Below are 18,760 nucleotides of genomic sequence, written 5' to 3' on the forward strand. Positions count from 1 at the left end.
AGGCGCGTCAGCTGGGCTGCGGCGCGTCGAGCAGGTGTTCGTTGACCAGGTCCACCAGTTCGGCGGGGGTGGTCACCGCGATGACGGCGTCGTCGTCGAGGGTGACGCCGAACTCCCGGCGGATGCGCCCGGTGGTCTCGAGCAGGGCCAGCGACTCGTAGCCGAGGTCTTCGAAACTGATCTCGGCGAAGTCGCCGTCGAGCCCGGGGCTGTCGCCGGATCCTTCACGCAGGATGCGGCGTAGGTCATCGAGGGTGAACTGTGTCGACACGGGTTTGCCTTTCATCGGTTACGGATTCGTTCGGGGCCGCGCACGACCATCGCGGAGTTGAAACCGCCTGCGCCGCGGGCGAGGACGAGCGCGGTGCGCACCGGCGCGGGCCTCACCTCGGTGACCAGATCGAGCTGGTATTCCACGGCGAGGCTGGTGCCGATGGTCGGCGGGATCACGCCGTCGCGGATGGACAGGAACGCGGCGGCCAGGTCCAGCGGGGCCGCGCCGGAATACAGCCGTCCGGTCATGCTTTTCGGCGCGGTGACCGGCACGCCGCGCGCACCGAAGACCGCGACGAGCGCTTCGGCCTCGATGCGGTCGAGGTCGGCGATCCCGGCGGCGTCGGCGAAGACGACATCGATCTCGGCGGGTGTGACGCCGGCGTCGCGCAGGGCCAGTTCCGCTGCCCGGCGCAACCCGGGCTCGCCGCCGCTGCCGGGTCGCGGGTCCACCGTGGCGGCGTGTCCGGCGATCTCGCCGTAGATGTTCGGCGCGTTCCGCCGTGCCGCGTGCTCGGCGTCCTCGACAACCAGCAACGCGCCGCCCTCGCCGGGGACGTAGCCGTTGGCGGCGGCGTCGAACGGCAGGTACGCCTGTGCCGGGTCGGCGACGGTGCTCAGCCCGCCGCCTGCCAGCTGCGCCACCCAGCCCCACGGGCAGATGGAGGCGTCGACGGCCCCGGTCACCACCAGTGCGGTGCCGCGCCGAATCTGCCTGCGTGCCTGAGCGACCGCGTCCAGGCCCCCGGCCTGGTCACTGACCACCACGCTGCTCGGTCCGCGCAAGCCGTTGCGGATGGAGATCTGCCCGCTGTTGACCGCGTAGAACCAGGCGAAGGACTGATAGGCGCTGACGTACTCGCCGCCCTTGCTCCACAACGCGCGCAGTTCGTTCTGGCCGAATTCGAATCCACCCGAACTGCTGGCGGTGATCACACCCGCGGCGTAGTCGGGAAGATCGGCGGGCCGTACCCCGGCGTCGGCGAACGCCCAGTCGGCGCTGACCAGCGCGAGGCGGGTCATCCGGTCGGTCTGCGGCAACAGCCTGCCGGGAAGATGCTCCTCCGCCACGAATCCGGTGATCTCCCCCGCCAATTGGGCCGGATAGGACGCGGGATCGAAGCGGGTGACCCGCCGGATGCCGGTACGCCCGGCCAGCGTCGTGCTCCAGTACTTCTCCAGGCCGAGACCGGTCGGCGCGGCGACGCCGAGCCCGGTCACCACGGTCGCGGTCATCGCCCGCTCCGGAACGGATCGGCCAGCACGACCGCGCTCTGGAAGCCGCCGAAGCCGCTGCCGACCGAGAGCACCACGTCCACCTTGTGGTCGCGGGCGGTCAGCGGCACGTAGTCCAGATCGCATTCGGGATCGGGGTTGTGCAGATTCGCCGTCGGCGGCACCACGTCGTTGACCAGCGCGAGCACCGAGGCGGCGATCTCGATCGACCCGATCGCGCCGAGCGAGTGCCCGACCATCGACTTGATGGAGCTCACCGGCGTGCGGTAGGCGTGCTGGCCGAGACTGCGCTTGTAGGCGGCGGTCTCGTGCCGGTCGTTCTGTTTGGTGCCGGAACCGTGCGCGTTGATGTAGTCGATCTCGGTGCCGTCGATCCGCGCCTGGTCGAGCGCGACCCGGATCGCCTCGGCCATCTCCTTGCCGTCCGGACGCAGTCCGGTCATGTGGAAGGCATTGGAACGCGTGGCGTGCCCGGCCAGTTCGGCGTAGATCGTCGCGCCGCGCCTGCGCGCGCTCTCGAATTCCTCCAGCACGAACACCGCGGCGCCCTCCCCCAGGACGAACCCGTTGCGGCTGGCGTCGAACGGCCGGGAGGCGTGCTCGGGATCGTCGTTGCGCGGTGTCGTGGCCTTGATCGCGTCGAAGCAGGCCACCGTGATCGGACTGATCGGCGCGTCGGTGGCCCCGGCCACCATCACGTCGGCGCCGCCCTCGCGCACCACCTCGGCCGCGTAGCCCACGGCGTCGAGACCGGAGGTGCACCCGGTGGACACCACGGTGGACGGACCCTGCGCGCCCACCGCCCACGCCACCTCGGTCGCGAACGAACTCGGGACGAAATAGTTGTAGAGGTGCGGCACGGCGTAGGTGTGGTCGACCAATTCCAGCCGGCCGCCGTCGCTGACCGTGCGGTACTCCTGGTCCAGTCCCATCGTCGCGCCGACCGCGCTGCCGATGGTGACACCCGTCCGGTACGGATCGATGTCGTCGAACTCCAGTCCGCTGTCGGCGACGGCTTCCCTGGCGCTGACCACCGCCAGTTGCGCGGCGCGGTCCATCCGCCGGATCTCCTGGGGGCTCAGGCCGTGCAGTTCGGGGTCGAAGTCGATCTCGGCCGCCACCTGCGAGCGGAACGGCGCGGGATCGAACAGGGAGATCCGCCTTGTCACGGTGCGGCCGTTGGAGATCAGGTCCCAGAAACTCTTGGTGCCGACGCCGCCGGGCGCGGTCACTCCGACGCCGGTGATCACCACGCGCCGCTCCCCGGCGCTCATCGCGCGCTCCAGGCGTAGAAGCGCTCGGCCATCGCGTCCGCCGGGGACCGCCAGGTCTTCGGGTCATAGGCCTCGATGAACGGCTTCAGATCCTCGCTGATCCGGACGAACCGGGAATCGGTCTTGGCGTCCTCGATGCGGTCGCCGCCGTCGTCGGTGTCGAAGTCCTGCAGGTGGAAGTAGAGACCCCGGTAGTGGAACAGCTGACGGCGCCGGGTGCCCATCCGGTGCGGCATCTCGGTGGTGTCGAATTCCTGGAACAGTCCGGCGACATCGCCTGCGGACGCGAGGTCCATGCGCGCCACGATCAGTGTGCTGAACATTGACTTCTCTTTCTCTCCGGTGTTCATCGAGCGGGCCCGAACCAGCGGTCCAGGGCGGTCGGCAGGTCGTGGTGGCTGCCCGGCGCGATCCAGGCGACGTGGCCGTCCGGACGCACCAGCAGCGCGGTGGTGCGCGCCGACGTCTCGACCGGTTCGGTCGCGGTCGCGGTGACCACGTCGATGCGGTCGGTCCAGGGCGCCGCTCGCCGCCGCAGGACCGGGTTGTCGCCGAGGTCGAGCAGCACGCCCCTGCCGGACCGCAGTAGTTCGGCGGTGTGCGTGGCGCGCCCGCCGCGCAGGAGCGCGTGGCGCGGCAGCCGCGCGCCCAGCAGCGGATGCGTGCCGCCGCCCACCTCGTAGCGGATGTCCAGACCGGTGACGCGGGCGGCGAGATGGCGTTCCACCTCCGGGTAGGCGACGAGTTCGCGCAGCACCTCGCGCAGCGGCGCGACCTCCTCGCCGCCGAGAATGAAAAGGCTCTGCGCCCTGGTGTTGTCGAGCAGCCGCCTGCCCACCTCGTGCCGTTCGGTGTGATAACTGTCGAGCAGCGTGTGGGGTGCGGTGCCGCGGATCACCGCCGCCAGTTTCCAGCCGAGGTTCACCGCGTCCTGGATGCCGGTGTTCATGCCCTGCCCGCCCGCGGGCAAGTGCACGTGCGCGGCGTCACCCGCGAGCAGGACGCGACCGCGCCGGTACTCGGTGACCAGCCGCGCCGCGTCGCCGAACGCGCTCACCCAGATCGGCTCCGCGTGCGAGATGTCCTCGTCGGTCAGCCGCTTCCAGACGTCGGCGATCTCCGCGAAAGTCGGCGGGCCGCTGCGCCGCTGAGGTGTGGCGCCCCGTTCGCCGACGATGATCCGGTACGCCCCGTCGGGCAGCCGGGCGCTCATCACCATGCCGCCCGCGACCTGCTGTCCGATCATCCGCGGCGCGAGGTCCACCCCGCGCAGATCGGCGAGCAGCAGTTCGGTGGTGGCCGGGGTGCCGGGAAAGTCGAATCCCGCTGCCTTGCGCACGACACTGCGGCCGCCGTCGCAGCCGACCAGGTACCGCGCCCGCAGCGGCGCGCGGCCGGCGAGGTGCACGGTGACGCCGTCGTCGTCGCTGTCGAGCCCGATGACCTCGTGACCACGCCGGATGTCGGCGCCCAGCTCCCACGCCCAGCTCTCCAGGACGGCCTCGGTGGTCGACTGCGGCACCGTGCGCGCGGCTTCCAGCGGCGCGCCCAGTACCCCGAGATCGAGGGGAATGCCGCCGAAATGGCCTGCCGAGCCGGTTTCCAGCGCACCGAACCGGCGCAGCAGCCCGCGCTGGTCGAACACCTCGGTGGTGCGCAGGGTCAAACCGATGCCGCGGGACTCGCCGGTGCGGGCGGGCAGCCGGTCCAGGACGATCACGTCCACACCGGCCAGCCGCAGTTCCCCGGCCAGCGTCAGGCCGGTCGGTCCCGCGCCTGCCACGACGACCGCTGTGTCCATGCTTGCCTCCTGAATGCCGTTCATGCCGCGTAACTTCCGGAGTCGTCGAGCCGGCACAGCGTCGCGCCGGTGTGCACCGTCGCGCCGACCGTGGCGGTGAGTTCGCGCACGACTCCCGCCCGGTGCGCGGTGAGGGGCTGCTCCATCTTCATGGCCTCGAGCACGGCGACCAGATCGCCCGCCTCCACTCGATCACCCTCCGCCACAGCGATTTTCACGACAGTGCCCTGCATCGGGGCGACCAGCGCGTCGGCCTCCGCGGGGCGGCGTGCCGCACCGCCGCCGCGTGCGCCGCGGCCGATCCGGCGCGGCGCGACGGGCCCTGCGGCGGCCTGGGGCAGCACGGGCAGCGACACCTCGAGCCGGCGGCCGCTGATCTCCACCACCACCGTCTCCCGCTCGGATTCCGGCGCCGCCGCCTCGCCCGTGCTGTCCTGCGGGGGAATGCGGTTGTCGAACTCGGTCTCGATCCACCGGGTGTGCACCGCGAACGGCTCGTTGATGAAGGAGGGGTCCGCGGTCACCGCCCGATGGAACGGCAGCGTCGTGGCCACACCCTCCACGGCGAACTCGCTCAGCGCCCGCCGAGCCCGCGCCAGCGCCTGCTCTCGTGTGGCCCCGGTGACGATCAGCTTGGCCAGCAACGAATCCCAGGCGGGACCGATCACGGTGCCCGGCTCCACCCCGGTGTCGAGGCGGACGCCGGGGCCCGACGGCGCGGCCACCGCCCGCACGGTGCCGGGGGCGGGCAGGAATCCGCGTCCGGGGTCTTCGGCGTTGATCCGGAACTCCAGCGAGTGCCCGCGCGAGGGCGGGTCGTCGTAACCCAGCGGTTCACCGCGCGCGATCCGGAACATCTCGCGCACCAGATCGATGCCCGTCACCTCTTCGCTCACCGGATGTTCGACCTGCAAGCGGGTGTTCACCTCGAGGAACGACAGGGTTCCGTCGCGACCGATCAGGAATTCACAGGTCCCGGCGCCGACATAGCCGCTGCGCGCGAGGATCGCCTTCGACGCCCGGTAGAGCTCCGCGCGCTGCGCGTCGCTCAGGAACGGCGCGGGCGCCTCCTCGACCAGCTTCTGGTGCCGCCGCTGCAGCGAGCAGTCGCGGGTCGACACCACCACGACATGACCGAAAGCGTCTGCCAGGCATTGCGTTTCCACGTGCCGGGGCTGATCGAGGTAACGCTCGACGAAGCATTCGCCGCGGCCGAACGCGGTCACGGCCTCACGCACCGCCGCGTCGAAGAGTTCGGGAATCTCCGCGCGGTCGCGCGCCACCCGCAGCCCACGCCCTCCGCCGCCGTAGGCGGCCTTGATCGCGATCGGCAGCCCGTACCGATCCGCGAACGCGACCGCCTCGGCCGCGCCCGCGATCGGCTCCGGAGTGCCCGCGACCAGTGGGGCGCCGACCGCCTGGGCGATCCGGCGGGCCGACACCTTGTCCCCCAGCTCGCGGATCGCCGCGGACGGCGGCCCGATCCAGGTCAAGCCCGCGTCGACGACCGCCTGTGCGAAATCCGCGTCCTCGGAGAGGAATCCGTAGCCGGGATGAACGGCGTCGGCTCCGGACTCGGCGGCGGCACGCAGCAGTTTTCCCGCGTCGAGATAGCTGGCCGCCGGGGTGTCCCCGCCGAGTGCGTACGCCTCGTCCGCCAGCCGCACGTGCGGTGCGTCCCGATCGGGCTCGGCGTAGACCGCCACACTCGTCAAGCCTTCGTCGTGGCAGGCGCGCACGACCCGCACCGCGATCTCGCCCCGATTGGCTATGAGTACCTTGTGCACGACTCGATTCCCTTCCGTCTCGTCTCGGTGCTGCGCTCGGTCACAGGTAGACGGTGTTGGGCGGAAGGCCGACCAGCGTGCGGCCGTACAGCTCGATATTCACGCTCGGGGTGATCATGGCGTGCAGCGACGTGGCGTGGACGTCGCGCTGCAACCGGGCGATCGGCACGTCCCGGAAGATCGAGGAGCCCCCGCTGGCCTGGGCGAGGATCTCCACCGCCTGCTTGGCCTGGCGCGCGACCCACCCGATCTGCACCCGCGACCACACCCGTTCCCGCTCGGTCCACGGCTCGTTCGCCGCGGCCTTCGCGTCGACCACGTCGGCGAAGTGGCGCGCCCGCGTCTGCGCGTCCTCGATCAGCAGCGCCGCTTCCCCGACCTGCAGGTGGGTGACCGGGGCGTCGCGCTGACTGGTGTAGTCGGTGTAGGTGATCGGGCGTCCGGGCAGCCGCTCGAGGAATCCCGACAGCGCCGCGCGGGCCGCGCCGACCAGCTGACCGGTCTGGATCGCGGTGGTCGTCACCAGCACCGGCACCGCGTACTGCGGCTTGCGCGCGTTCACCACGGACTTGGACCGGTTCCGGTAGAAGTCCTCACCGGTGATGACCCGGTGGTCGGGCACGAAGACGTTCTCGGCGACCGTCGAGACGCTGCCCGATCCCTCCAGACCGAAGGTGTGCCAGTCGTCGACGATCTCCAGGTCGGCGAGGGGCACCAGGGCGAAGATCGGCACCGGCGCGGCGCCGGGGTCCGAGGGCAGCGCCACGGTGATCTTCCAGTGCGCGTGCAGCACGCCACTGTTGAAGCGCCACTTGCCGTTCAGGACCCATCCGCCCTCGACCCTGGCCGCGGTGCCCGTGGCGGCGGTGGTGCCGGTGATTCGCACGTTCGGCGTCGCGAAGACCTCGTCGAGTGCCTCGTCGGGCCACAGCGCGGTCATCCAGGTCAGCGAGGCGTAGATCGAGAGGCAGAACGCGACCGAGGTGTTGCCGCGGGCGATCTCCGTCAGCACCTCGACGAAATCGCGGACATTCGATTCGTATCCGCCGTATTGGGCGGGAACCTGCATACGCAGCAGCGAGGATTCCTCGATCGCGGCGATGACGTCGTCGGGCAGACGGCGGTTCTCATCGATCCACTGGGCCCGCGAACGCAACAGGGGCGCCAATTTCGCCGCGTGTTCGACGAGTTCCGCACGGGTCGGGCTGCTGGCAGGCATGGTCGATTCCTCTCGCCGAATGCAGAGAATGCCGAGTGGCTGTTGGAGAAGTTCGAAAAAGATTCGGCGACAACATCGTTCACCGATCGCCTGGAAAATCTCGCACGGCCTTCGCCTGCTGTTCAAGAGCTGCGGCGCGACTCTACGGTCGACCCGTAGGTTCTTCCCGGGGATCCGCAGGTGCGCCCGCAGGTTTCACCATCCGGTCCGCAGGGCGAGACTCGAACGCCTTTTGCGTTCATCGCGAGCGCAATTCGGTGCGTCCACCACGACGCCTTTTAGACTCGTCTACGGGAGCGGATGGGTTCGATCCGCTTCGAATCGTTTCTGTGCGGTCGCGCTGATGGTCTTCGCGTCTGTGTTCCCAGCGCCGTCGAGGTGTAACGGGTCACGCGCCGCACGAACTCTTCGCGCCGCCGACGGTCGCACATCGGTGCGGTCATCAGCTACAAGACACCCCGAAACAAGCCACCTCGTCTGCGCTCTTCCAAACGGTCCGGGAACACGGATACCAGCGAACCGCGTTGACGTGGTTCGCGTTCAAAACCGATCGCCGGTCATCGAGCCGAGTGTCGTCGGACGCTACCCATAACGACGTGTGCGCGGCTGAGAACGACGTCGATCGAAATGCACATCGGCAGGTCACTCGGACTGTGTGGGCGGGCTGGTCCGTTCAGCGGCAAGCGAGCCGCCATTGCCAATACAGTTCGACCAGCAGCCGCGCGCGAATTCCTTTACCCGCGCTCTACTCATCGACGCGCGCGCCACCGCTCGGCGTAGATCGCGCCTGCCACGCAGACAGCGGCCATACCACCGATCGACAGCACCGTGCGCACACCCGTCCGCTCGGCGAAGAACGCGACCGCGAGCGCGGCCAGCGGCGTCACGCCCTGCACGATGGTGGTGTACACGGCGATGACGTGCGTGCGGTCGTCGGGAGCGCTGCTCAATTGCAGATGATGGTTCGTCGACTGCAGGAACGACGTCATTCCGGCGCCGCAGACCACGAGCAACGCTATCGCCGCGCCCAGATGCGTCGCCCGGCCGAGGACGGCTTCGGCGCCGCCGAGCACAGCGGCGAAGCCGAGGGCGGCGTGCAGGGTCGGGGTGTCGCGACCGCCGACGAACAGTGCCGCGAACAGCGAGCCACCTGCCAGCGCGGCGGTCACCAGGCCGAATGTCGCGGGCGCGACCCCGAATTCGGCCTTGGCCAGCAGTGGCGCCGTGACCCGCAGATTCAGGGCGAAGAAGCCGACCGCGGCCAGCAGGACGACCGCCCGGGTCAGGTCCGGGTCGGCGCCGATGCGGCGCAGGCCCCTGGACATGTCCAGGGGTTGCCCGCCGTTGCGGCGGGCGACGATCTCAGCCGGCCGCATCATGGCCAGCCCCGCGATGGTAGCCGGGTAGCTCGCCGCATTGATCGCGAGTGCGACACCTGGTCCGGCCAGCGTGATGAGCACGCCGGCCAGCGCGGGCCCGAGCAACTGCGCCACGCTGAAGTACATCGCGCTCAGTGCGGAGGCGTCCCGAAACGCGCTGTCGCCGACGATCTCACCGACGAACGACATGCGCGTCGGCGCCTCCACGGCGTTCAGCACGCCCAGACCGAGCGCGAAGGCCCACAACTGCCACACCTGGGCGCGGTCGACCAGGACGAGTATCGCCTGCGCCGTGGTCAGCGCCGCTGCGCCGGTGTTGACGCAGATCAGCAGCGTGCGCTTGGGGAACCGGTCGGCCAGCGAACCGACGCCGAACGGGATGAGCAGGGCGGGTGCGAACTGGCAGACGGTGATCACGGCCAGCGCGAACGCCGAATTGTTAGTCCACTCCAGAACCAGCCAGTCCTGCGCGGCGACCATCATCCAGGTGCCGGTCACCGAGACGACCTGTCCCGTGACGAACAGCCGGAAATTGCGGATCGACAGAACCGCGAATCGCGCACCCGGCCGCCGGAAAATACGTCGGAGGAAACCCGGCGCCGCGAGGCGGTCGAGAATTCCGGTCACCGATTCACGCACACTCACGCGAATTGATCACGCCGTGCAGTTCACGCCTTCCCGATATACCGAGTTTCCGGTACACATTCGACAGATGGAACTCGACCGTGCGCACGGTGAGGAACATCGTTTCGGCAATGAATTTATTACTGTGCCCCTGCAACGCCAGACCGGCGATCTTGCGTTCCTGTTTCGTCAGCTTCGCCGTGCGGCGTTGATTGTCGAGCGTGACGAGCACCGAGTTGGCCCGTTGCAACAGGGGGCGGCTGCCCGCGGCCGCCGCGAGTTCGGTGGCCGCCTCGACAGCGCCCCGTGAACGGGTGACATCACCCTCGGCCGCGTAGAGCTGGCCCAGGTCACACAGCGTTCCCATCAGCTCGTACCGCGCTTCGGCCAACTCGAGCAGTTCGACGGCACGCTCCAGCACCGCGATGGACCGGCTGTCCCGGCGAGCCATTCCCAGGGCGTGCAAAGCGCGACCGACCGCGCCCGGCGAACCCCACCGCCGCGCGGCCGCGAGTTCGTCGTCGGCCAGGGCCGACGCGAGGTCGCCGCGGCCGAGCGCGACCGCGACGAGCGCCGCACGGGAACGCCACGCAACGATCGCCGGATTCGCCACGTTCAGCGAGATCAGGATCTTGCCGCACTCCAGGTAGTCGGCAAGACTGCCCTCGAGATCGCCTGCGGCCCTGCGCAACGCTCCGCGGGCGGCGAGCACGTGCGCACGGTCGGGCAGGGCGTCGACGGAACGCCCGCCGTCGTCACCCAGCAACTGCTGGGCGGTGCGCACATCGCCGATCTGAACGAGGGCCTCGACGAGCCAGGCCAGGGCCATGCCGCGCAACGACGGCGACACTCCCGCACCGAGCAGCGGTATCAAAGCCCCGACAGCCGCTGCGGGGCGGCCGTTCTGGGCGTCGATCCTGGCTCGAATCAAAGTCAGCACCTCGAACTTCCGGCGCGAGATGCCGCCGCCGCCTGCCGACAGGAAACGATCACAGTACGCGGCGGCTTCGGAACACCGGTCCGCGTACACCAGCACGAGCAGCGCGAGCCACAGGCAGCCCGCGTCGGGTTCGCAGCCAGCGGCATCCAGCACCAGTTCGGAGCGCCGGACCACGGTCTCCCGATTCATCACCCCACAGTGGACGAACAGCATGTTCTGCACACCGCCGCACAGGCTGTCCGCATCACCGAAACGGAACCGCGCCTCGGGCTTGCTCACGCCCGAGAGGTAATCGATCGTGTCCGTCAGCCGCGAGTCCCTGCGTTCACACCAGGACCGCACCGGCCGCTCGGACCGGGTCCGATCGCCGCAACCGGCGACCCTGGTCGATCCGATCGACAGAAGTTCCGGACGCTGGGCCATGTCGTTCATGACGACACCGCGCTGCTGTAATTCTTCACCCGATTCGCGCGCCGATGCGTTGCGAGGTTCAGACAATCATTCATGAGTCACCCCTGTTTCAGGCGAAATGCCGGTACTCACGGCCACGCTGCCGGCGGCGTAGAAAAGCCTCCCCGATAAACGTACCGGCGTCACTCGCAACATTGCGAGTGACGTTCGACACACGATTTCCGTGATCGTATCTATTGCGAATGCCGGGCCACATTCCGAACTCGCCCACCCTGCCAATTCCCCGCACCATTCCGGAGAATGGCCGCGGCGGACTCGAATTGCGGGAGTTCTCGTATATCTCGAAGTTTGCTGCAACCGTCGGCGTGAGTTCTGTTCATCGTGCTCGAAATGGAGGGCGGAAACCGTCGAGCCGGCCGGGCCCGGCGCACAGCAAGCTACCCGCCCATCCGGGGTGAACGCAGACACCCCGAGCCTGCCGAAGTCGTCGCGAATCCGGCAGGCTGGGGCGGCCGTGCGCGGCGCCTCGTGATCCGTTGCGCAGCAACGCAGATCGAGGCCGAAGGTGTCGATGTGGGCAGCGCGTGAAGAATGTCCGCGGCCGGGCGGCGAAGGTCGCCTGGGTTAGCTGGGCGACCCGACCGGTCCATCGCCGATCCGCTCCGGCGGCCGATGGATCAGGTCGAGATCAGGTTTCGGAGGCGACCGGTGAGCGCGGGGACCTTGGAGGCAGCCAGCAGGGCCCGGAACTGCCAGCTGTCGTCGCGCGGCAGGATTCCGGCGCGTTGCGTGACATCGAAAGCGTCGTAAAGGGTTTCGCCTTCCTCCATCAGGCCGTCCTGGTTGAAGTGATAGCGGTCCACGGCCGGGCACTGGACGAACCGGCCGCCTCCGTGGAGCGCGGGTGCGTTGTCGTCATAGGGGTACAGGCGCAGCGGGCCGGTCCAATGGCCGCTGCCGATGTAGCGGATGACCGTGCGCACCTTGCCTTCGGGCGTCACGTCGAGGTAGACCTGACCGGGCAGCGGGTCGTAGCGCCAGTCCGGAATGGCGTCGAAGAAAGCGAAGTTGTACTTCACGAACTCATCGATACCGACGATCGTGCGCCCGAACGTCGTCACATCGGTGTAGCGCACGTCGGCGGTGTAGAGCTCGTGGTTGAGGCTCATATCGCGGACCAGGAAACTCCACCAATACTTCTTCGCCCAGTCCAGCAACCAGCTGACATCGATCCCGAGCTTTCCGTAATGAGCCAGCTTGCGTTCGAACTCACCGAACCACTCCTCGGTGGTGGCCTGTAGCTCCGGTTCCGAAATCGCACGGATCGGCACCGCCCGGTTTGCGTGGAGGAACTCCGGAACCGGTTTCGACAATCGGGGACGACGCAGGGCCTGCTGAAACTGTTCGTCGCTGAACATGGGCAACCTTTCACCACGACCGCATCCGCGATCTCGTCATCAGAGCAGGGCCACAGGAGCACCCACGCCGCAATGCCTCAGACCTGCGGCGGCCCGCTGTTTTCGGGAGGACACAGCTGGGCGTGGCCGCGCTCCCACCCAACTTGAATCACATGATTCATCTGGAATCGGATGATGTCAATGAGGTCGACCGGAGGGCCGCGACGCGATGCGAGGATGGGCAGGTGAATGCGCCCAAGCTCTGGCGTGGCCAGACGCTGCAAGTCCGATCCGAGGATCGCCGCGAGCAACTCCTGGACGTCGGGCTCGAACTGCTCGGCACCGCGGGAACGAGCGCCGTCACGATGCGGGCGGTCACACGCCAGGCCAACCTGAGCCCGCGCTACTTCTACGAAAGCTTCGACAGCCGGGAAGCACTGATCACCGCCGTCTACGACCGCGTCGAAGCGGCATTGCGCGACCGGCTCTCCGTCCTCGCACCCGCCACCGACGCGCACGCCGGCGTCCGATCGGCACTGGAGATCTGCGCGGACTTCTTCGAATCGGACCCGCGCCGCGCGCGGATACTGCTGCGCGAGCCCCTCGCCGACGACAACCTGCGCCGCCACATCGCCCTTCGGACGCCGACGGTCATCCGGGCCCTCGCACCCGTCCTCGGTCCGGCCGCCGCCGGGCTGTTCGCCAGCAGCGACGAAACCCTCGCCGCCATCGGCACCGCCCTCGCAGGCGCCCTGACCGCGGTCTACCTCGATTGGGTCGACGGCCGCCTGCCGATCGACCGGGAAACCCTCGTCGACACCGCCGTCGGCATCGTCGTCTCGCTGCTGAGCATCGCGTTCCCGCTCTGACGCGGCCACCGCGAGAGGCTTCGACATTCTCGGAGAACGGTTCCCGACTCCGTTCGCGAGCCCGCCGGGCGTCGGCCTGTCCTCCCCGACCGAGAACATCGCATGGGGCGCGATCGACCTCGCGGCGGGCGCCGCGCTCCTGCGTGGCCGGACTCGAACGGCGGGCGAGAACGTCGCGGCGGTCGCCGGTGGCGCGCTGATGGCGTTCGGTCTCGCCACGTACTTCGGCGGCCTGGGCCCGGACAAACGGGACTGAATCACCGCAAGAGGCGGCATGGACCGAGGGCACAGCGGCATCGGGACATCGGCCCTTCGCTTCCGGGTAGCAGTGCTCTCGCGTCGGCCCGCTCGAGCGGACAGGCTGTGTGCTGTGTCACCCCGCCTCTTCCCCCCGCGCCCGCCGGACAGCGCATCCGACCCGGATGCCGTGCCGCTGGCGGTCCCCGCAGTGGTGATCGCCTCGATGATGCTGGCCGGGGTGCTCGTGGCGGTCGTGGTGCTGACCTTGGGCACACGACTACGGTGCGGGGCTGGTGTACTCGGCTGCCGTGATCTACGTCGGTCTCGCGATCCGGCTGTTGTGGTGGGGCGTGACAGTCCTGCGCGATCGTGTGGCGGGTCCCGAGGAATAGGAAGTCATGACAGCGGGCGCCGCCGACAGACGGTGGATGACCAAGGACCCTGCGGTCCGGGCGGAATGCCCGTATCGCCCGGACCGATCAGCGCAAAGACTCGCAGTATGACCGCAAACGACGAAGCGCCCGTCATTCCGGTACCCGGTCATCGGACGATCCTGGAGGCGCTGCGGCTCGCGACCCGAGCGCCTTCGGTGCACAACACCCAGCCGTGGCGCTGGGTGTTCGACGGCGCCCGCCTGCACCTGTACACCGACGCCGACCGGCTGCTGCCCGCGACCGACCCGCACGGCCGCCAGCTCGTGATCAGCTGCGGAACCGTACTGCATCATCTGCGGACGGTCTTCGCCGACCGGGGCTGGCACACCGACACCCTGCGCGCGCCCGACCGGCAACGACCCGATCACTTGGCCGTGATCGAGTTCCGTCCCTGGGAGGACCCGCCGGAGGGAATCCATTCCCGAGCGCTGGCCATCGACCTGCGGCGCACCGACCGGCTGCCGATGAGCGAGCCGGAAGGCTTCGCCGACATCCTCCCGCGGTTGCGGATGCTCACCTCACCGCACGAGGTGGAACTCGACGCGCTGGCCGACAGCGCCCGGCCCCGGCTGGCCGCGGCCTCGGAACAGGCCGGTGCTCTGCGCCGCGACGACCTGCTGTACCAGTCCGAATTACAGTGGTGGGCAGGACATCCCGAGACGCCCGAAGGCGTGCCGCCGTCCGGGCTGGTATCGGATGCGGAATTCGCCCGGGTCGAGGTCGGCCGCGCTTTCCCCTCGGCGCCGCATTCGATGCGGCGCGCCCGACTCGAGGACCGCGCCGCACTGGTCCTGCTCAGCACCGAAAGCGATTCGGCGACGCAATGGCTGCACACCGGCGAGGCACTGTCGGCCGTGCTGCTGGAGTGCACCGCCGCCGGCCTGGCGACCTGTGCGCTGACCCACATCACCGAGCTTCCGATGGGACGCGGACTGCTCACCGGCCTGATCCCCCGCCCGGCAGCGCCGCAAGTGCTGATCCGCGTCGGCACCGCGCCCGACGACTCGGGCATGATCCCGCCGACCCCTCGTCGACCGGTCACGGAGGTCTTCACCGTCACCGGCTCCCGCTGACCCCGCGCCACCGGCACCGCCGCTCGGCGGCGGGGCTCGGCCACGTCCGGGTGACCATGGTCCCGTCAGTGCGGGCACGAGTCCTCTCACCGGTCCGGGCTCGAACGAGCAGTGTCTTCGGTATGGGACAGGAAATCCTCCGTATCGCGGTCGTGTGTACAACCGGATCCCACCGGCACGATCAGCCATGATTCACCCGTGAAAGGCACCTCCCATGAGCTACCACCGCGACCCCCTCGCACCAGCGGTGCACACCGCGCACGAGTGGCTGCGCACCCTCGCCGACGGACTGGCCACCGAAGACCGGGCATTCGCGCACCGCGCACTGCGGGCCTGGCTGCACACCGTCCGTGACCGCATCGGCGTCAACGCGGCCGCGCACCTGAGCGCCCAGCTGCCCGAACTCCTGCGCGGGATCTTCTACGAGGGCTGGGTCCCCGCACGGGTCCCCGTCCCGCACGACGTGCCCTCGTTCCTCGATCAATTCGCCCGGGAAGCAGGCGTATCCCACGACGAGGCCTATGCGCTGGCGGGTGCCGTGACCGACGCGCTGGCCGACTTGTTCTCTCCCGGGCAACTCGACCACGTATTCGCGTTGCTGCCCGAAGACATGCGAGCCATCCTGCGCGGAACCGACCTCGCCGGCACCTTGCAGGAGACCGCGATCAGCCGACCGGAATCCCGCTTCGACGAATTGGACAACCGGTTACGAGCGCTCACCGACGCGGTGACCGTACTCGCCCGCAGCCTCGAGGAAACCGCCGGTGGGGCGCCGCATGACACCGCGAGGGTCTCCGCCGCCCAGCAAGCCCATCGAATTCTGATCGCCGAGGGGCTCGCCCGCGCCGACACGCCGACCGGTTGATCTGTCTCGAGAGCCGCCTCGTCCTCGAAGCCGTCACACCGGTGCGCTGGAAACGGGACCGCGAACCCGGCTGCGATGTCTGCCGATCCGACAAGAGGACTTTGGTCGGTACCCAGCGGCCTGCCGGATGCGTAGTGTCGACCGCGCAACTGCTCCCCGGGATTGGACACCACCATGATCACGGTGTTTCTGGTCGACGACCATGAAATCGTCCGCCGCGGTCTCGTAGACCTGCTCTCCGACGACCCGGAGCTGTCCGTCGTCGGCGAGGCCGGCGATGTCGCCCAAGCCCTCGCCCGGATTCCGGCGCTGCGGCCGGACGTCGCCGTGCTGGACGTGCGCCTGCCCGACGGCAACGGCATCGAACTCTGCCGCGATCTGCTGTCGAAACTCGACGATCTGCGCTGCCTCATCCTCACGTCGTTCACCGACGAGCAGGCCATGCTGGACGCCATTCTCGCCGGAGCCAGCGGCTATGTGGTCAAGGACATCAAGGGCATGGAGTTGGCGAAAGCGATCAAGGAGGTGGGCGCCGGGCGCTCCCTGCTCGACAACCGCGCCGCGGCCGCCCTCATGCAGCGGCTGCGCGCGAACACCGAGGACGGCCCGTTGGCCGCGCTCACCGAGCAGGAACGCAGGCTGCTCGACCTGCTCGGCGAAGGACTGACCAATCGGCAGATCGCCCAGCGCATGTTCCTGGCCGAGAAGACGGTGAAGAACTACGTCTCCCGGCTGCTGGCCAAGCTCGGCCTCGAACGGCGCACCCAGGCGGCCGTCTACGCCTCCAAACTCCGGTCCCGGCCGTCCGGGTCCACGATCGAGTTCTGAATTTCCTGGTCTAGTCCGGCCGGTCCGCTGCCGCGGCGTGCGTCCCACGTCCTCGCGAGGCGTTCGGCCGTTCTCTTCGGCAACCGGGTGAAATAGTCTTGAACCATGGCGAGCAGCCGCGCTGACGGTGTCCCGGGAGCCGCGCAGACGAGCGATTACGCCTCGGCCGACACCTACTCGGTCCGCGATACGCTTTCGCAACTGCGGCTGCGTGAGCTGCTGGGCGAGGTCAAGGATCGCATCGAACAGATCATCGACGCCCGCGACCGGATGGACGGCCTGATCGAGGCGATGCTGACCGTCACCTCCGGGCTGGACCTCGATCGCACCCTGCGCACGATCGTGCACACCGCCATCTCCCTGGTCGACGCCCGCTACGGCGCGCTCGGCGTCCGCGGCCACGACCAGCAACTCACCCAGTTCATCTACCAGGGCATCGACGAACCGACCCGCGAACAGATCGGGGACCTCCCGCAGGGCCACGGGGTGCTCGGATTGCTGTTCAGCCAGCCCACACCCATCCGGCTGGACAACCTCGCCGACCACCCCTCCTCGGTCGGATTCCCCGCCCACCACCCGCCGATGCGCACCTTCCTCGGCGTGCCGGTCCGCATCCGCGACGAAGTCTTCGGCAACCTCTACCTCACCGAGAAGGCAGGCGGCCAACCGTTCACCGAAGACGACGAGGTCATCGTGCGAGCCCTCGCCGCCGCGGCCGGTATCGCCATCGACAACGCCCACCTCTACGAATCCGCCCGCACCCGGCAGGCCTGGATCGAAGCCACCCGCGACATCACCACCGAATTCCTCGCCGGAACCGCGCCCGAGCAGGTCCTCACCCACCTGGTCGAGGCCACGCGCCGGCTCACCGGTTCCGAGCGGACCTTTCTCGCGGTCGTACCGGACCCGGAGAGCCCGCCCGAGGAGATCACCGAACTGGTGATCACCCATACCGCGGGCGCCAAGGACAACGAGCGGGTGGTCAAGTTGTCCTTGGGCGACACCACGATCGGTCAGGCGTTCGGACTGCGTTCCCCCCGGCGCGTCGACGACGCGCGCCGCGCCGATCTCGGCAAGATCTTCCCCGACACCGGACCCGCGCTGATATTGCCCATGCAGACGTCCGATTCCACCGTGGGCGTGCTGGTGGCGCTGCGCGCGGTGGAATCGGCTCCGTACAACGACGAGACCCTGGCATTGACCGCCGCGTTCACCGAACAGGCGGCCCTGGCGATGCAACTGGCCGACGCCCAGCAGCGCGTGCGGGAGCTGGACATCCTCTCCGACCGCGACCGCATCGCCCGCGACCTGCACGACCACGTGATTCAGCGACTGTTCGCCGTCGGCTTGAGTCTGCAGGGAACCGTCCCGCGCACCCGCGTTCCCGAAGTACGCGAACGGATCACCGAAGCGATCAGCGATCTGCAAGACGTGGTGCAGGAGATCCGGACCTCGATCTTCGACCTGCACGGCGGCGACAGCCACGGCGCGCGGGTGCGCCAACGCATCGAGGAAGCGATCCGGCAGCAGACCGCCACCAGCGGAATCCGTACCTCCGTGCGCATCGGTGGCCCGCTCTCGGTGATCGAACCGGAACTGGCCGATCATGCCGAAGCCGTTGTGCGCGAAGCGGTCAGCAACACCGTCCGGCATTCCGGCGCGAAGTCGGTCTCGGTCGAGATCACCGTGGCCGACGACCTGACCATCGTCGTCGAGGACGACGGGTGCGGCATGCCCGGCGAGGTCACACCGAGCGGTCTGCGGAATCTCGCGCGGCGCGCCGAGGACGCGGCCGGGACTTTCACCATCGCTGCCGGTACGGGCAACGCGGGAACCCGGCTGTGCTGGAAAGTACCGCTGCGCTGACCGGCAAAACGTTCGAGAGGCGACCGGCGTGCTGCCGCGGGGAGGCTCCGTCAGGACTCGAACAAGAGGTAGGGCACCTTTCCGTAGCGAACTCGCAACCTGGCAAGCGCTCTACCATGCCCCCGCTCCATTTTGGACACTGTTGGCGAATTCGATTGAGGTGACGCAGGTTCGGCATGCTTGATATCGGTTTCGGGGATGGTGTCGATGGAGGTTGTGGTGTCGTTGCGTCCGCGTGGGTGGG

16 protein-coding genes are annotated in these 18,760 nt (G+C 68.9%); 5 read left to right on the top strand and 11 right to left on the bottom strand.

What is annotated here, in order from left to right; translation table 11 throughout:
- Positions 1-7: 7 nt before the first annotated feature.
- The 10 genes from IU450_RS36845 to IU450_RS36890 form a co-directional block, all read right to left on the bottom strand.
- The gene (locus tag IU450_RS36845; protein WP_324197960.1) at positions 8-271 is read right to left on the bottom strand and encodes an acyl carrier protein; all 264 of its coding nucleotides are present in this window, start codon (positions 269-271) and stop codon (positions 8-10) included.
- Positions 272-282: 11 nt separating this feature from the next.
- Positions 283-1,509, bottom strand: a complete 1,227-nt coding sequence (locus IU450_RS36850; RefSeq protein WP_195154343.1) for a ketosynthase chain-length factor — start codon at positions 1,507-1,509, stop codon at positions 283-285.
- Positions 1,506-2,783: a beta-ketoacyl-[acyl-carrier-protein] synthase family protein gene (locus IU450_RS36855; protein WP_195154344.1), complete on the bottom strand. Its 1,278-nt coding sequence runs from the start codon at positions 2,781-2,783 to the stop codon at positions 1,506-1,508. The genes IU450_RS36850 and IU450_RS36855 overlap by 4 nt, the downstream gene beginning before the upstream one ends.
- Positions 2,780-3,106 carry a TcmI family type II polyketide cyclase gene (locus IU450_RS36860; RefSeq protein WP_195154345.1) on the bottom strand — a complete coding sequence of 109 codons (327 nt, stop codon included), beginning with the start codon at positions 3,104-3,106 and terminating at the stop codon, positions 2,780-2,782. Before IU450_RS36860 ends, IU450_RS36855 begins: the two co-directional genes overlap by 4 nt.
- Positions 3,107-3,129: 23 nt before the next feature.
- A complete protein-coding gene (locus IU450_RS36865; protein ID WP_195154346.1) occupies positions 3,130-4,584 on the bottom strand; it encodes an FAD-dependent monooxygenase in 1,455 nt (484 codons plus the stop codon).
- A 20-nt stretch (positions 4,585-4,604) separates the two neighbouring features.
- Positions 4,605-6,371, bottom strand: a complete 1,767-nt coding sequence (locus tag IU450_RS36870) for an acetyl/propionyl/methylcrotonyl-CoA carboxylase subunit alpha (RefSeq protein WP_195154347.1) — start codon at positions 6,369-6,371, stop codon at positions 4,605-4,607.
- 40 nt (positions 6,372-6,411) lie between these two features.
- Complete coding sequence (locus IU450_RS36875; protein ID WP_195154348.1) at positions 6,412-7,590, bottom strand: acyl-CoA dehydrogenase family protein; 1,179 nt, start codon at positions 7,588-7,590, stop codon at positions 6,412-6,414.
- Between the two features lie 749 nt (positions 7,591-8,339).
- Positions 8,340-9,614 carry an MFS transporter gene (locus IU450_RS36880; protein ID WP_195154349.1) on the bottom strand — a complete coding sequence of 425 codons (1,275 nt, stop codon included), beginning with the start codon at positions 9,612-9,614 and terminating at the stop codon, positions 8,340-8,342.
- Positions 9,601-10,965, bottom strand: coding sequence for a helix-turn-helix transcriptional regulator (locus IU450_RS36885; RefSeq protein ID WP_195154350.1), 1,365 nt, complete (start codon positions 10,963-10,965; stop codon positions 9,601-9,603). Before IU450_RS36885 ends, IU450_RS36880 begins: the two co-directional genes overlap by 14 nt.
- A gap of 656 nt (positions 10,966-11,621) precedes the next feature.
- Positions 11,622-12,362, bottom strand: a complete 741-nt coding sequence (locus IU450_RS36890; RefSeq protein ID WP_195154351.1) for a nuclear transport factor 2 family protein — start codon at positions 12,360-12,362, stop codon at positions 11,622-11,624.
- A 224-nt stretch (positions 12,363-12,586) separates the two neighbouring features.
- Here IU450_RS36890 and IU450_RS36895 point away from each other — a divergent pair, with 224 nt between their 5' ends.
- From IU450_RS36895 to IU450_RS36915, 5 genes are all read left to right on the top strand, one after another.
- Positions 12,587-13,210 (top strand): TetR/AcrR family transcriptional regulator, encoded by a 624-nt coding sequence (locus IU450_RS36895; RefSeq protein WP_195154352.1) that lies wholly within the window; start codon positions 12,587-12,589, stop codon positions 13,208-13,210.
- A gap of 739 nt (positions 13,211-13,949) precedes the next feature.
- Entirely contained in the window at positions 13,950-14,957 is a 1,008-nt protein-coding gene (locus IU450_RS36900; protein WP_195154353.1) for an Acg family FMN-binding oxidoreductase, read from the top strand.
- Between the two features lie 214 nt (positions 14,958-15,171).
- The gene (locus IU450_RS36905; RefSeq protein ID WP_195154354.1) at positions 15,172-15,822 is read left to right on the top strand and encodes a DUF2267 domain-containing protein; all 651 of its coding nucleotides are present in this window, start codon (positions 15,172-15,174) and stop codon (positions 15,820-15,822) included.
- A 174-nt stretch (positions 15,823-15,996) separates the two neighbouring features.
- A complete protein-coding gene (locus IU450_RS36910) occupies positions 15,997-16,650 on the top strand; it encodes a response regulator (protein ID WP_043698535.1) in 654 nt (217 codons plus the stop codon).
- 105 nt (positions 16,651-16,755) lie between these two features.
- Positions 16,756-18,516: a GAF domain-containing sensor histidine kinase gene (locus IU450_RS36915; protein ID WP_195154355.1), complete on the top strand. Its 1,761-nt coding sequence runs from the start codon at positions 16,756-16,758 to the stop codon at positions 18,514-18,516.
- 50 nt (positions 18,517-18,566) lie between these two features.
- Here the strand turns inward: IU450_RS36915 and IU450_RS40395 are convergent.
- The coding region (locus tag IU450_RS40395) for a hypothetical protein (RefSeq protein ID WP_228835646.1) at positions 18,567-18,760 on the bottom strand (194 nt) is incomplete at its 5' end.

Source organism: Nocardia abscessus, assembly GCF_015477775.1.
Lineage (GTDB): Bacteria > Actinomycetota > Actinomycetes > Mycobacteriales > Mycobacteriaceae > Nocardia > Nocardia abscessus_A.

Excerpts from the sequence above, each read along its gene's own strand:
- IU450_RS36855 (WP_195154344.1), bottom strand. The coding sequence starts at position 2,783 with ATGAGCGCCGGGGAGCGGCGCGTGGTGATCACCGGCGTCGGAGTGACC.
- IU450_RS36865 (WP_195154346.1), bottom strand. The coding sequence starts at position 4,584 with ATGGACACAGCGGTCGTCGTGGCAGGCGCGGGACCGACCGGCCTGACG.
- IU450_RS36875 (WP_195154348.1), bottom strand. The coding sequence starts at position 7,590 with ATGCCTGCCAGCAGCCCGACCCGTGCGGAACTCGTCGAACACGCGGCG.
- IU450_RS36900 (WP_195154353.1), top strand. The coding sequence starts at position 13,950 with ATGACCGCAAACGACGAAGCGCCCGTCATTCCGGTACCCGGTCATCGG.
- IU450_RS36850 (WP_195154343.1), bottom strand. The coding sequence starts at position 1,509 with ATGACCGCGACCGTGGTGACCGGGCTCGGCGTCGCCGCGCCGACCGGT.
- IU450_RS36885 (WP_195154350.1), bottom strand. The coding sequence starts at position 10,965 with ATGAACGACATGGCCCAGCGTCCGGAACTTCTGTCGATCGGATCGACC.
- IU450_RS36860 (WP_195154345.1), bottom strand. The coding sequence starts at position 3,106 with ATGTTCAGCACACTGATCGTGGCGCGCATGGACCTCGCGTCCGCAGGC.
- IU450_RS36890 (WP_195154351.1), bottom strand. The coding sequence starts at position 12,362 with ATGTTCAGCGACGAACAGTTTCAGCAGGCCCTGCGTCGTCCCCGATTG.
- IU450_RS36910 (WP_043698535.1), top strand. The coding sequence starts at position 15,997 with ATGATCACGGTGTTTCTGGTCGACGACCATGAAATCGTCCGCCGCGGT.
- IU450_RS36905 (WP_195154354.1), top strand. The coding sequence starts at position 15,172 with ATGAGCTACCACCGCGACCCCCTCGCACCAGCGGTGCACACCGCGCAC.
- IU450_RS36915 (WP_195154355.1), top strand. The coding sequence starts at position 16,756 with ATGGCGAGCAGCCGCGCTGACGGTGTCCCGGGAGCCGCGCAGACGAGC.